General features: G+C 61.7%; 16 protein-coding genes and 1 tRNA gene. 6 read left to right on the forward strand and 11 right to left on the reverse strand.

Going from position 1 to position 13,090, the window contains the following annotated elements:
- The first annotated feature begins 23 nt into the window (after positions 1-23).
- Positions 24-97, forward strand: a tRNA-Gln gene (locus V7S54_RS02095).
- A gap of 750 nt (positions 98-847) precedes the next feature.
- Here the strand turns inward: V7S54_RS02095 and V7S54_RS02100 are convergent.
- From V7S54_RS02100 to ggt, 3 genes are all read right to left on the reverse strand, one after another.
- The gene (locus tag V7S54_RS02100; protein ID WP_176707516.1) at positions 848-1,267 is read right to left on the reverse strand and encodes a hypothetical protein; all 420 of its coding nucleotides are present in this window, start codon (positions 1,265-1,267) and stop codon (positions 848-850) included.
- Positions 1,268-1,783: 516 nt separating this feature from the next.
- Positions 1,784-1,996 carry a hypothetical protein gene (locus V7S54_RS02105; protein ID WP_065372743.1) on the reverse strand — a complete coding sequence of 71 codons (213 nt, stop codon included), beginning with the start codon at positions 1,994-1,996 and terminating at the stop codon, positions 1,784-1,786.
- A gap of 499 nt (positions 1,997-2,495) precedes the next feature.
- Positions 2,496-4,100 (reverse strand): gamma-glutamyltransferase, encoded by a 1,605-nt coding sequence (ggt, locus tag V7S54_RS02110; RefSeq protein WP_065372745.1) that lies wholly within the window; start codon positions 4,098-4,100, stop codon positions 2,496-2,498.
- A gap of 211 nt (positions 4,101-4,311) precedes the next feature.
- Between ggt and V7S54_RS02115 the strand changes: the two genes are divergently transcribed.
- Positions 4,312-4,560, forward strand: coding sequence for a hypothetical protein (locus V7S54_RS02115; protein WP_057250937.1), 249 nt, complete (start codon positions 4,312-4,314; stop codon positions 4,558-4,560).
- Positions 4,561-4,606: 46 nt separating this feature from the next.
- Here the strand turns inward: V7S54_RS02115 and V7S54_RS02120 are convergent, their stop codons facing one another.
- Positions 4,607-5,746: a fumarylacetoacetate hydrolase family protein gene (locus V7S54_RS02120; RefSeq protein ID WP_065372746.1), complete on the reverse strand. Its 1,140-nt coding sequence runs from the start codon at positions 5,744-5,746 to the stop codon at positions 4,607-4,609.
- A 255-nt stretch (positions 5,747-6,001) separates the two neighbouring features.
- Here V7S54_RS02120 and V7S54_RS02125 point away from each other — a divergent pair, with 255 nt between their 5' ends.
- The gene (locus tag V7S54_RS02125; RefSeq protein ID WP_083203476.1) at positions 6,002-6,493 is read left to right on the forward strand and encodes a hypothetical protein; all 492 of its coding nucleotides are present in this window, start codon (positions 6,002-6,004) and stop codon (positions 6,491-6,493) included.
- Between the two features lie 63 nt (positions 6,494-6,556).
- Here V7S54_RS02125 and V7S54_RS02130 read toward each other — a convergent pair whose 3' ends face one another.
- Positions 6,557-7,177: a TetR/AcrR family transcriptional regulator gene (locus V7S54_RS02130; RefSeq protein ID WP_065372748.1), complete on the reverse strand. Its 621-nt coding sequence runs from the start codon at positions 7,175-7,177 to the stop codon at positions 6,557-6,559.
- 91 nt (positions 7,178-7,268) lie between these two features.
- Between V7S54_RS02130 and V7S54_RS02135 the strand changes: the two genes are divergently transcribed.
- The gene (locus V7S54_RS02135; protein WP_065372749.1) at positions 7,269-8,021 is read left to right on the forward strand and encodes a 3-oxoacyl-ACP reductase family protein; all 753 of its coding nucleotides are present in this window, start codon (positions 7,269-7,271) and stop codon (positions 8,019-8,021) included.
- A 146-nt stretch (positions 8,022-8,167) separates the two neighbouring features.
- Here V7S54_RS02135 and V7S54_RS02140 read toward each other — a convergent pair whose 3' ends face one another.
- The 5 genes from V7S54_RS02140 to V7S54_RS02160 all read right to left on the reverse strand — a co-directional run bounded on the left by V7S54_RS02140 (position 8,168) and on the right by V7S54_RS02160 (position 11,123).
- Positions 8,168-9,421, reverse strand: coding sequence for an NAD(P)/FAD-dependent oxidoreductase (locus tag V7S54_RS02140; RefSeq protein ID WP_065372750.1), 1,254 nt, complete (start codon positions 9,419-9,421; stop codon positions 8,168-8,170).
- A 290-nt stretch (positions 9,422-9,711) separates the two neighbouring features.
- The gene (locus V7S54_RS02145; protein ID WP_065372751.1) at positions 9,712-9,876 is read right to left on the reverse strand and encodes a DUF1328 domain-containing protein; all 165 of its coding nucleotides are present in this window, start codon (positions 9,874-9,876) and stop codon (positions 9,712-9,714) included.
- Positions 9,877-9,994: 118 nt separating this feature from the next.
- A complete protein-coding gene (locus V7S54_RS02150) occupies positions 9,995-10,393 on the reverse strand; it encodes a hypothetical protein (protein WP_065372752.1) in 399 nt (132 codons plus the stop codon).
- Positions 10,394-10,553: 160 nt separating this feature from the next.
- Positions 10,554-10,751, reverse strand: coding sequence for a CsbD family protein (locus tag V7S54_RS02155; RefSeq protein WP_057250941.1), 198 nt, complete (start codon positions 10,749-10,751; stop codon positions 10,554-10,556).
- 48 nt (positions 10,752-10,799) lie between these two features.
- Positions 10,800-11,123 (reverse strand): hypothetical protein, encoded by a 324-nt coding sequence (locus V7S54_RS02160; RefSeq protein ID WP_336408035.1) that lies wholly within the window; start codon positions 11,121-11,123, stop codon positions 10,800-10,802.
- A gap of 462 nt (positions 11,124-11,585) precedes the next feature.
- Here V7S54_RS02160 and V7S54_RS02165 point away from each other — a divergent pair, with 462 nt between their 5' ends.
- Positions 11,586-11,834, forward strand: coding sequence for a glycine zipper domain-containing protein (locus V7S54_RS02165; RefSeq protein ID WP_034800856.1), 249 nt, complete (start codon positions 11,586-11,588; stop codon positions 11,832-11,834).
- Between the two features lie 54 nt (positions 11,835-11,888).
- On the opposite strand, the gene V7S54_RS02170 is transcribed toward V7S54_RS02165, so the two are convergent.
- Positions 11,889-12,098, reverse strand: coding sequence for a NepR family anti-sigma factor (locus V7S54_RS02170; protein ID WP_065372838.1), 210 nt, complete (start codon positions 12,096-12,098; stop codon positions 11,889-11,891).
- 186 nt (positions 12,099-12,284) lie between these two features.
- Here V7S54_RS02170 and V7S54_RS02175 point away from each other — a divergent pair, with 186 nt between their 5' ends.
- The gene (locus V7S54_RS02175) at positions 12,285-13,082 is read left to right on the forward strand and encodes a response regulator (protein ID WP_057250945.1); all 798 of its coding nucleotides are present in this window, start codon (positions 12,285-12,287) and stop codon (positions 13,080-13,082) included.
- Positions 13,083-13,090 lie beyond the last annotated feature (8 nt).

Consider the following 13,090-nt stretch of genomic DNA (forward strand, 5'->3'; position numbering starts at 1 on the left):
CGGGCAGCGCCCGCCAGCGACCTTGGGGAATAGGTTAACGGTAGACCAGCGGACTCTGACTCCGTTAGTCCTGGTTCGAATCCAGGTTCCCCAGCCAATTCTCTCGAAGTCCCCTTAATTCCTTGATTTTCCCACGGGCGCGCTCGTCTGGTTCGGACGGCGATACGATCGAAGTAGGTCGGCAACGGATCGGGCTGAGGTATCTTCGGTTTGAGGCATATGCGAATGGTTGTCATCGGCCCCAACCCGGAAATGATATCGTATTCGGACACCGCGCTCACGATCTCGGAAACGTTGCAGACCAACGCAATTGTCTGGGTCCACTCGCTGGCGGAACGCGAGATGAGTCCGAGTCGGCACATCCTGGAAGACCTTGAGGGTCTCGCCAACACGGGCGGTTTCCCCGTCTTCGAGTATGCGGTTATTTGCAGAGAGCGGGGCTTTCGAAGGCCGATATGATGGCGAGTTCCAACTGCAACACTTTGGCATGTATCACAGCACCGTGACCGGCTGCATCGCCAACGCGATTATCTCGGAGCCGGGCCTATAGCCGAATTCCGGTTTGATTAAATTTCAATCGGCGCCTGCATTGGATGCACAGGTCACACTGTGCCGTTGACCACGGATGTACTGGCAGCGGCATGGTGCGACAACGAAAGATCGGGTTAGCCCGGCCTTTTTTGTTGCCTAGGGCTCATCATCTATTCGTGATGGAAGATGATCTCGAGGCCGCTCGTCGGCGTTACAACGACCTCTATCCGGATCGTCAGATCAAACGGGTCGGCGACACGATGAGCCGTATTTCTACTTGGTGGTGATGAGCGGCGCCTGGATGGATGGCATGCCCCTACCGCCTGGAGATCGCCGCGATCGAGATGATGACGCTGCCTGGCATGTTCTCGCGAAAGCTACTTGTAGGCTCTTCTCCACCCGGCTTCCCGAGCCGCTTCCTCAGAACAGAACCACCGCCCCCGTCCAAGTAATTGACGCGCGTCTCGCTGTAATATTCCTGCCCTGGGAGATGGTAGATCCGGTCCCCAGTGCTGTAGCTGATGTTGCCCTTTATGTCGCAGCCAGGGATCAGCGGCACGTACTCAGAAGTACCGAAGAGACCAATCGCTGCGATCATGGCAATGCCGGGGATCCAACTGCTGTTCTTGCGGTGCGGCGATCGCCGCTGCGCATGGGGCCTACGTTGACCTGGCGCGTTACGCCCCGTCTTCCACTTGCGACGCTTCTGCGGATCGAAGTCGACAACCTTCCCCATGTCATCCCCCTCCCGCCGGACGATAGCACACGCCTCAGTTTAGTAAAAACTAAATAAGCCTTGACTGTAGCTTGCATTATGAGACGCTGAAATGTCTAGGTTGTGGTGCGCGGGGGGAACCGATGAGCGTCTATAGGATGAGGTACACGCCACTGGAGCGGGATTGTATGCCCAGCGCATGGTGGCTGAGCAGCTTTACTGAAGAAGAGCGTGCGGCCGAACTGAAGCACTGCGACCATGCCATTAAACTGCGAGAGGAAGCCACAGAAGCATGGTGTAATGCTTGGCTGCAGCAGGCGGTTACAAGATGCATCCACTGCGGCAATCCGATGAGTTCATGGACCGCCACGGACCCTGAAAATCCTTTGTGCGACATCTGTCTCTGACGGCAGCGTCATGCCGCCGATCGCTCCTGCTTGCCAGTAACAGAGTGATGGCCCGCACTGCCGGCAAAGCCGCCCGCGACACTACCGAGGCAGCAGCTAAGCTACTCGTGCTGGCGCCTGTCTGCGCTTCTTACATTTCCTGAACCAGGTGATAGCGAGAGCCTTCCAGAAGGAAATTTTTATGCGTGATAGCGAGGAGCTTGGCCTCTTCCTCGGCCGGAAAAAGCAAGTCGACGATGGCGGCCGTCAGGTCAGCGTGCCCCGAGCACGCAATCCGGTTGCAGCGCTCCGTTGCCTGAAACGATTCCGCACCGGCGTCCTCAATCGTCGAATAACCGCTCATCAAGTTCCGTCGGATGTGCAGCTCTGTTCAGGAGAGCCTGACCGCGACGGGGCAGTCCGGTTCCAGGCACCAGCCTGAACTCATCTCCTGCTGGGACACCGTGAACGCGCTCCAGCACGAAGCAATGACGGCTTCTGATTGGGAATGCGACCATTCAACCCTTTGGCCATCTAATTCCGCTGCCCACCCATCCTTGCTGATGCTAACCAGCCAGCAAAGGCGCGCTCCGGTCCAGAAGCGGAAATTATTGCCGCTCCTCCCTCTGTTGACTGAGGCCCAATCCCAGGGCACAAAGGTGGCATCGACGGTCGCTCGCGATGGGAAAACAGAGGGAATTCAAAGGCGATTTTTCTAAGCCATTGAAATCATGTAATAATACAGGTTTTCCAGCCAAACTCTTCCTGCAATAGAACCAAATTTACGGCGAAACGAGTGCCCGCGGCCCAGCGGCATCCCGCCTTGTCTCGCTCGTAATCTGCCCGATGGCAGTCCGCCAAGCCTAGAAAGCCAGGGCGCAGCCGTCCTTGCGCGGGTCCGAGCCCGCCTGCAGCACACCGTTGACCGAATCGATCAGGATCGCCTGGCCGCCGCCGTGCGGCATCTCGGCCATCGTGACCTCGTGGCCGAGTGCGGCGAGCCCTTTCAGTACGTCCTCGCGGATGCCGCGTTCTGCCTCGAAGCGGCCCATCTGGTGGAAGCCGCGGGCGCAGTCGATCGCTTCCTGCACGTTCATGCCGAAGTCGACGATGTTGGTCAGCACGTGGCTCTGCCCAACCGGCTGGAAGCCGCCGCCCATCACCCCGAAGGCGAGCCACGGCCTGCCATCCTTCATCGCCATCGCCGGAATGATGGTGTGCAGCGGGCGTTTGCGCGGTCCCACGCAATTGGGGTGGGCGGGATCGATGCGAAAACCTACGCCGCGGTTCTGAAGCAGAACACCGGTCTTAGGGCTGCTGATGCCCGTGCCGTAAGGCCAGAACAGCGAATTGATGAAGGAGCAGGCGTTGCCCTTTTCGTCGACGACGCTGATGTAGACGGTGTCGCGATAGGTGGTGGCACCGGCTGGACCAACCACCGGCATGGCCTTCTTCGGGTCGATGCGACCGCGCAGTTCGTCGGCAAAGGCAGGCGAAAGCAGCTTTTGCACCGGCACATCGGCAAAATCAGGATCGGCGACATACTTGTCACGCGCCTGGAAAGCCAGCCTCGTGGCCTCGGCTTCGATATGGAAACGCTCGACGCCGACCGGATCGTATTTTTTCAGATCGAAGCCGCTCAGGATATTGAGCATCAGCAAGGTGGTGATGCCGACGCCGCTTGGCGGGATTTCCAGAAGTTCTACGCCGCGATAGGTCGTGGAAATCGGATCGACCCAGAAGGCCTCCTGCGTGGCGAAATCGTCGAGCGCGTGCATGCCGCCGAGGCTGCGCAGGTAGTCCACCATGTCCTCGGCGACCCAGCCTGAATAGAAACCATCGCGGCCCTTGGCGGCGATCTCTCGCAGGACTTTCGCGTGCTCGGGCTGGTGGAAGATTTCGCCAGCTCGAGGGGCTCGACCTTCCTTCAGCCACATGCGGGCACTGTTGGCGTCCGCCTTCAGCTTGTGTTCGTTGCGGTTCCAATCGACGGCGACCCGTTCGGTGACCGCAAATCCCTCTTCCGCATGACGGATGGCGGCTTGCAGCAGCTCACCGAGCGGCATGGAACCGAAACGCCGGTTCAGCTTGCTCCAGGCATCGACCGCGCCGGGGATGGTGACGGCATGCACCGAGGTGAGCGGGATCTCGTTCAGTCCCTGCTTCAGCAGGTGTTCGGCGGTGAGCCCCTCGGGCGCACGACCCGAACCGTTGAGGCCATAAACCCGACCGCCGTCGGCGAGATTGGTGCCGGCGGGGGCGAAGAGAGCGAAATTGTCACCGCCGATGCCGGTCGAGCCCGGCTCGACCACGCATTGCACGGCGCAGGCGGCAATCGCGGCGTCAGCGGCATTGCCGCCACGACGCAGGATCTCGATGGCGGCGAGCGTGGCAAGGGCGTGCGACGTGGCGGCGGCGCCATGCCGGCCCATGACGACGGAACGGCCAGGCAAGTGCAGATCACGCATGGAACGGGAACTCCAAGGACACAAGGACAACTCAGGCTCGCGAGCCTATGCGCCTGCCGGGCGGATGGAAAGACCGACGTTGACGCGCCGGGGGACTGGTGCGGCCCTTGCTGCAGGGGCGATTGGCGGGAGAACACTTCCGGGCTGCCCAAAGCTCCGCAGCAGGCGCATAATCGCCCCCTTGCAAGCGATCACAGGCGGAGGACGGCCCATGTTCGATGCTGGCAGAAAGACGGACGCCGAATATGCCATCGAGTATATCCAGGAAAATCCGGAAGCCGGTCTTTGTTGCGAGGATCGGCGCTGGTGGATTACGCCGAACGCGAACGAAACCGATCGGCAGATCCTGTTTCTCGACGCCGCGGAGGCGGAACGGCTGAAGGACGATGCGCGGCTTCAAGTCGTGCCCGACATCGCCCACCCCGGCCGGGCTCTCTGGGTCATGCGGAAGATGACGTAGCTGCCCGAGACCGGAACAGGTCGGGCAAAGGAAGCGGCCGGTCGCGCTAAAGCAGGCCGCGTCCCGCCAGGTTGCGCATCAGCGCCGCCGCGCCGAAATTCCAGGGCGCGCATTCCGTCGAGAGCCTGACGGTGTTGGTCAGCCGGCCGAGTTCGGCGTTGGAGATCGTCACCACGTCGCCAAGCTTGTGGGTAAAACCCTGGCCGGGTTCGTCGCGGTCTTCGACAGGGGCAAAGAGCGTGCCCATGAACAGCATGACGCCATCGGGATACTGGTGGTGCGGACCGATGGTCTGGGCGACGAGGTCGAGCGGATCGCGGCTGATCTCCGCCATCGAGCTTCGGCCGGTGAGCCGGTAGCCGTCCTCCCCTTCGACAAACAGGGTAAGCTCGGCCTTTCGGACATCGTCGATCGTGTAAGTTTCGTCGAAAAGGCGAATGAAGGGGCCGATGGCGCAGGAGGCATTGTTGTCCTTGGCCTTGCCGAGAAGCAGCGCGGAGCGGCCCTCAATGTCGCGCAGGTTGACGTCGTTGCCGAGTGTTGCGCCCTTGACCTGGCCGCTGGAGCAGACCGCGAGCACGATCTCCGGCTCCGGATTGTTCCAGCGTGAGGCAGGGTGCAGACCGACATCGGCGCCAGGGCCGACCGCCGAAAGCACCTGGGCCTTGGTGAAGACTTCGGCATCCGGGCCGATGCCCACCTCCAGATATTGCGACCAGACGCCCTCCTCCTGAAGCGCGGCCTTGACGCGGGCCGCTTCCGCCGAGCCGGGTTTGAGGTTGCGCAGGCTGTCGCCGATGACGGCGGTGACGCGGCTGCGGATTGCTTCGGCGCGGGACGCATCGCCCGCCGCCCTCTCCTCGATGACGCGCTCGATCATCGAGCGCGCGAAGGTGACGCCACAGGCCTTCACTGCCTGCAGGTCCGAGGGCGCGATGAGATGGAGGGTCGATGCATCCGCTTTCCGCGCGAGACACTCCTCAAGCGAGGCAAGCCGCTCGCCGGAGACGGAGCGCACATGCGCGACCGGATCCGGGAGCTCAAGCAGGTCGCGCATCGTCGGCGTCGCTTTCGAGGTGGTGTCGAACAGAGCGCCGTCACGGATCGTGACAAGCGACGGCCCGCGGAGATCGGGACGCCAGACGCGACCGACAAAAGTGCCCTTGCCAAACGCTGTATCGGTCATGCCGCCCATCCTCCGTGCGCGCTCTATTTCTTGCAGTCGATACCTCGGCTGTAAAGCCGATGGCGACGCGCAAACGTCCCTTGGGTTGTAGCGCCCGGAACATTGCATATTTTCACGCGTTTACGGTTATGCCACGCGCCCTCCGGGCGCCCTTGTCGCTTCGCGACGGCGCGAAATCCGCTGCCTACGGCTGCCCGGCAGGTTCAGGAGGCAGTCGCCTGAGGCCAGGAGGACGCCAAGAAAAGGATGAACGCAATGAACCAGCACGAAGAGTTCAAGGAAAAGCCGGTGATCGATCCGGTGACCGGGCAGCCCATGCCGCCGACGCAAACGCAGATGAGCGATGTGCCTCCGACGCAGATGAGCGATGTGCCTCCGGCCCGTCGCAGCAACTGGCCGATCGTCATCATCTTGCTCGCCGGTCTGGTGTTGGCTCTGATCGCCTGGCTGCCGGCTGAACTGAGCCGGGATACCGCCGATACCGCAGCACCGCCGCCGACAACCGATCAGCCGGCAACGGGCCAGGCAACGCCGGATACGACGGCACCGGGTACCGCGACACCAGGCACGACGGGTGAGGCTACACCTCCGCCGGCCGATAACAGCACGGCGCCCTCTGGTGGAACAGCGACCCAGCCGGCGCCCGAAGCGACGCCGCAGCAGGGCACCCCGACGCCCGAAACGCAGGGTTCGACCCCGAACTCGACGCCGGGCACCACGCCCGGCATGACGCAGCCGGCACAGTAACGGCTGACCGACGGCCATGGCTGGAGGGCTCTCCCTCCGGTCATTGGCGCTTAAGACAAGCGCTCAGTTCGTTTTGATCGATGCCGCGACCATGGCGTCCCAGCCGGCGGCGGCGCAGTCGGCGATCGCCATCAAGGTTTCCCGTGTTGCCCCGTCGCGAGCCTCGATCGACATGCCATGCTGGAGCGAGGCGACATAGGCCGCGATTGCCGCGCACGGCGTGCCGTCAGGCAGATCGCCGTCCGCAATGCCGCGCTCAAACCGCCGCTCCAGTGCGACCTGCTTTTCAAGCCGGTGCACCTTCAACGCGTCACAGACCTGCGGGTCCCCGCCCGCCATCTGCGGCGCCGAAAGCACGACCATGCAGCCGCGCGGTTCGCCGCCGCGGGTGAAGTTCTCGGCGGTGCGCCTCAGAAGGTCATATACCGCCGCCTTGGCCGATGGGGCCGTTTCCAGCTCATCCCAGATGCCAGCGCCGTCCGTCCGGCCATAGAGATCGACCGCCTCGATGAACAGCTGTGCCTTGCTGCCGAAGGCCGCGTAGAGGCTCGGCGGTTTCAGCCCCATCGCCTGGGTCAGATCGGTTAGCGACGTGTTGTCGTAGCCCTTGTCCCAGAAGAGGTGCATGGCGCTGGCGAGCGCCTCCTCTCGGGAAAAATTGCGTGGACGGCCGCGGCTCGACATGGAGCAATTCCTTTCTGTATCGATCAATACATAAATTGCTTGACAGCGGCTGGCAAGTCGTCTCTCCATATATGTATCGATCATTACAGATATGGAGAGACCAGTGACGAGCTTAAAAAACAAGGTGGCTCTGGTGACGGGTGGTAGCCGCGGCATCGGCGCGGCGATCGCAAAACGCCTGGCCGATGAAGGCGCAACCGTCGCGGTGACCTACAGCCAGTCCAAGGCAAAGGCCGAGGCACTGGTGGCGGAGATCACCAAGGGCGGCGGCAGGGCGCTGGCAATCCAGGCGGACAACCGCGATCCGGGCGCGGTCGAGGCTGCTGTCGGCGCGGTTGCCGAGAAGCACGGCCGCATCGACATCCTCGTCAACAATGCCGGCGTGTTCGATGCCGGAACGGTGACGGAGGTGACTGCCGAGGATTTCGACAGGACGATCGACGTCAATGTGAAGGCCGTGTTCCTTGCAACGCGCGCTGCAGCGGCGCACATGCCCGAGGGCGGGCGCGTCATCTCGATCGGCAGCAACCTTGCCGCCCGCGTTCCCTGGCCCGGCATGAGCCTCTATGTGCTGAGCAAGAGCGCACTTGTCGGCTTTACCAAGGCGGTGGCGCGCGACCTCGGTCCGAGAGGGATTACCGTCAACGTCGTCCATCCCGGCTCGACGGATACGGACATGAACCCCGCCGATGGCGAGCTTGCCGGTCCGCAACGCGGGCTGATGGCGATCCCCCGCTTCAACGAGGCAAGCGATGTGGCAGGCGTTGTCGCCTGGCTTGCAGGCCCCGACGGCCGCAGTGTCACCGGCGCCGAATTCACCATCGACGGCGGCACCAACGCCTGAACCGGCTTGTCAGACACGAACAAGGCCGGACGCATTACTCCGGCCTTGTTCAAACATTGCCAGGCAGCCTCCCGCACTTGGCTTGTTCTCTTTGAAATGGCGCAATTCCGGGCGGAAAACCGCTTCGCACTTTTCCTGGACTTGCTTTACCCCAGGAAGCGCTCCGGGCGGTAAGGCGCGATGTCGATGACCGGCTTTTCTCCGGTCATGGCTTCCGCCAGCGCCCGGCCGGTCACCGGGCCGAGCGTCATGCCGTGATGCGCATGGCCGAAGGCAAACCACAGGCCTTCGTGGCGCGGTGCCTTGCCGATGACAGGCATCATGTCCGGCGTGCAGGGACGCGCGCCCATCCACGGTTCTTCGTCGCGGCGTTCGGCGAGCGGAAAGAATTCGCGCGCCACCCGCTCGGCGCGCGTCAATTGCACCGGCGTCTTCGGCGCGTCGCGCCAGGCAAATTCAGCGCCGGTGGTGAGGCGCACCCCACGCAGCATCGGCGCCAGGAAATAGCCTTTCTCGGCGTCGAGCACCCAGTTGTTGAGCTGCGCACCCTCCTGCATGCCGTAATGCATGTGGTAGCCGCGCTTGACCGCCAGCGGGATATGATAGCCGAGCTTGCGGGTAACCGTGTCCGCCCATGGACCGAGCGCCACGACCACTTCGCGGGTCTCGAGCGGGCCCTCCGGTGTCGCCACGCGCCAGCCCGGACCTTCGAGCACATGTTCGGTCGTGGCTGCGTCGCCGGACACCAGGCGCCCGCCGAGCGATTGGAAATAGGCGAGATAGGCCTTGTTGAGGCTGTGCGGGTCGCGGATCGACCAGGGATCGCTCCAACGCAGGCCGCCGACGAGATCGGCCCTGATCGACGGTTCTATCGTCTTCAGTTCGCTCGTCGAGAGCTTCTGGTGGTTGACGCCGAAGCCGGCCGAAAGCTTTTCTGCCTCCTTGTAGGCGGCATCCCGCTGCTTCTCGGTGCGGAAAACCTTCATCCAGCCGTCCTTGCGGATGAGTTCGCCGGCGCCTGACGCCTCTATCAGGTCCTGGTGTTCGCTGATCGAATGCTCGATCAGCGGCGCATAGAGATGGGCGATGCGCTGGTGCTGGCTAAAGCCCGAATGCCACCAATAGCGCGCCAGGAACGGCACCAGACCCGGCAGGGCGCGGAGGTGGTAGTGGGCGTCGATGGTGTTGTTCAGCGCGTAGCGGAAGAGCGCACCGAAATCATGCGGGAAGCCATAGGGAAACACACCCTCGCGCTGAATCAGGCCCGCATTGCCGTAGGAGGTTTCCTCGCCGGCGCCGCGACGGTCGAGCAGCACCACCGACTTGCCGCGCCGCGCCAGATGGATGGCGGTGGAGATGCCGACGATGCCGGCGCCGAGAACCACTACGTCAGTCTTCATTTGCGGCTGCCCCGTTTTCCGATCAAGACAAGCTGCGGCTTCGCTTGAAGCCACGGCGCCAACGTCACTTCTTCTTCAGCGAGCGGCTGAGAGGATGATCCGCTCGACGAGCAGTTCCAGCGATTTCATGATCTCGGTATCCTCAAGGCAAAAGCGGCGCTTTCGGCATCAATAGCCAAGCGGGCCTGCAAGGGCAAGCAAGGCGCGCCGACTGAGCGGACCTGCGGATGCAGGAAGGGCGACGTTGCCGCCGCCCATGTCCAACTTCCTTGCGTTTGCGACCGCTCCCGTCAGCCTCGACGCACCAGACCCGCGACCAGCGAAATTACCAAGAAGACGAGGAAGAGGAAGAAAAGGACCTGCGCGATACCCGCCGAGGTACCCGCAACGCCACCAAAACCAAGTACACCCGCTATGATTGCCACAACGAGGAAGACAAGCGCATAGTATAACATAGCAATTCTCCTTGCCAGGATTACTGCAAAACAAACGCCACAACTATCACTTTGTTCCAAATATCTTATGAAATGCGCTCCGAGAAAATCTTCATTCCCACGGAAATTAACCATTCATTTACCACGATAGACAAAAGAGTCCCAAATCGAGACGCTTTGTACCGGAAATGCCCGGAACATTCGAGATACTCTGACGTTCCTCCTCCATGGAATATGCAGGGTCGAAATGAAGATGCCGACAGCACATATCTGGAAAGTGGCGGTTGAAGCGGGTCGGGAGAGAAAAGATCTCCGGGCTGGCAATCTTCACATCGGTAAGACGATGCGCGATCTTTACGTCAATAGCAGCGAAGATCAGAGTGCGAAGCTCGAACATCTTCTCGAAGAGCTTCGCCGGCGCGAACGAATGGCACAGAAGAAATAGCCAAGCTTCCGCCAGACAATTGAAAAAAAGACAATTGAAAAGCCGCCGCGGCCAGAGCCGGGCGGCTTTTCTCATTTCAAGATCTGTCTTCATTCTGTCCGCAACTTAGCGCGGTCTGGTTATCGAAGTTGTGTCGCATCCAGAATTTCCCTAAAGCGCGTCGCGATCCTTCAGATTCGCTCCTTGCGCTGTAAGTTCTTGATATTTCGCATGTCGTTGTCGCAAACCGCTGGGCACTTTTGCGCGACAGGCTTTAGCGCCGTGACATCCACTCGTCGATCTGACGCTCCGCCTCGTCGCGTGCGACCCCGTAGCGGGCCTGGATACGCCCCGCAAGCTCCTGCCGGCGACCATCGATAACATCGAGATCGTCGTTGGTGAGCTTGCCCCATTGCGCCTGCACCTTGCCTTTCAGTTCATGCCATTTGCCTTCGACGATATCCCAATTCATTGCTTTGCCTTTTCGGTTGATGGGGCGCCACACGGGCAGCCAACGAACTCAGTTTCGGGTCTTCCCATCGTTGTCGCGGCGTGCGGCAACGGTGTAACTGCCGTCATCGACCTGCACCTTGACCTGCAAGCGGCCCGCAGGAGTGACGTGCCATTCGATGGTCGCGTCCTCGACAAACAGAGCGGGATCGACCTCGGCGCAGGCGCCGTAGGCGTGCTTGAAGGCCCCGACGGTCGCCTCGATCGCCGGCGAAAGCAGTTCGCGGCATTCGTCTACGGTTTCGAACGCCTCGGTCGGCGCCGGCACCTCGCGGCAGGCGTCCGTGGCCTGCATGCAGCCGCCCAGGACCATGATGGCAGCTATGTGTTCCATGGGCATGCTCCCCAACATCAAACTTGAGAACGGCAAAACGGGGACGACTGCCCTCCTGTTCCACCGGACGAGATCTAATTTTTGTTGGAACCTTTGCCCACGTAGCGCGTTCGCCGCGCCCATACCTCGCGCTTCAGATGCGCATGGACGCCGTCCCGGCAGCCGTCGCTGCCGGCGAGAGATGCCATGCCCGACCGGCGGCTATGGAACAAAACGCAGCAGTCGTCGTTTTCGCAACGATAACAAGTGCTGCGACTGCGGCCGAGCGATGGAGGAGATGCTGGGAGGCAAGGACACACCACACGTAGCTCGCCCATTGCGAGCAAGTCAACGCTGGCCAATGACGCGGCACCGGGTGCGACAGATGCCTCATTGTCGTCATTCTGTTCGTCATCAGTCCCGACAAATCAATTTCGAGTAACCGATTCTATGTTCAACAGAGCAACCGGATAGGAACGCGTCATGAAGAAGATACTGATCGTAGCAAGCCTCATTCTCCCGCTGGCCGCCTGCACGCAAACAGAAAAGGGGGCGGCAATCGGCGCAACCGGTGGCGCCATCGTCGGCGGCGCAGCAACGGGCAATGTCAGAGGTGCTGCCGTGGGCGCAGCGATCGGCGGCGTTGCCGGTGCACTCATCGGGAATGCCAACGAACCGGGTCGCTGCATCTATCGCGACCGCTACGGCCGCCGCTATGAGGCCGCCTGCTGATCGGCACCAGCAAGGGAGAAACGGGCCTTGGCCCGTTTCTTCCGTTGAGGCGGGTTAGGCGCGGGGCCTGCGGTCAGCCGCCGCCGCTTCCGCTTTCTCCAGCTTTTCAAAAAGATCGACGAAGAGGTCAGGAACCGGCTCCTGTTCCAGCGCTTGATAGAGCGCCTTCAATCCGGCGCCGATCAGCCCGTGGGCATCCGAATTTTCCGCGGCCACACCCGGTCCACCGCCCTGCCCTTCTCGTCTTTCGGTCCCGTCGTCCATGTTCTGCATCTACCGCCGCTTGCGGTATTCCCGTTGTTTTCTACCCACCTGCAAAGAAGACCGCTTCGCAAGTTTGCCGGATTTGCTCTAGGCCGAAAAACGTGTTCAAAACCATTCACGTATTCCGCCAGATGTCCCCTATCCTCAGAAAACAAACGAATCGTATTGCACCTAAGGAAGTCGTTGATGTCACTTTCGACCCGGATCGCGCCACACCTGCCCTTCCTGCGCCGCTACGCCCGCGCCGTCACCGGTTCGCAGGCCGCGGGTGACGGATATGTGGCCGCCGTTCTCGAAGCCCTCATCGAAGACATCGGCCTCTTCCCGGATACGTCGAACGATCGAATCAGCCTCTACAAGCTATTCTGCTCGCAGTTCGAGAAAATCTCGATCGATCGGACGGAAAACGCCTCGCCCTTTGCCTGGGAACAACAGGCGGCCGCGAACCTCTCGCTGATCGCGCCTGCGCCGCGCCAAGCCTTCCTGCTCGTCTCGGTCGAAGGCTTCTCGATCGCCGATGCGGCGGAGATCATGGGTCTGAGCCAGGGCGAATTTTCGAAGCTCTTGACGGTTGCCTCGGAAGACATCTCGCGCCAGGTCGCCACCGACGTCTTGATCATCGAGGACGAGCCGCTGATCGCGCTCGACATCGAAGACATGGTGACAAGCCTCGGCCACAGGGTCACGGGCATCGCCCGCACCCATACGGAGGCGTTGGATCTCTATCGCAAGACATCCCCGAGGATGGTGCTCGCCGACATCCAGCTCGCCGATGGCAGCTCGGGCATCGATGCCGTCAACGAAATCCTCACTCAGGCGACGGTGCCGGTGATCTTCATCACCGCCTTCCCCGAGCGACTGCTCACCGGCAAGCGGCCGGAACCGGCCTTCCTCGTCACCAAGCCGTTCAATCCGGACATGGTGAAGGCTCTGATCAGCCAGGCGTTGTTCTTCGACGAGCACGCCCGCTCGGCGCGGCGCTGATCTTTCCC

It is taken from the genome of Ensifer sp. CCNWLY38 (assembly GCF_037120565.1).
GTDB lineage: Bacteria > Pseudomonadota > Alphaproteobacteria > Rhizobiales > Rhizobiaceae > Ensifer > Ensifer adhaerens_H.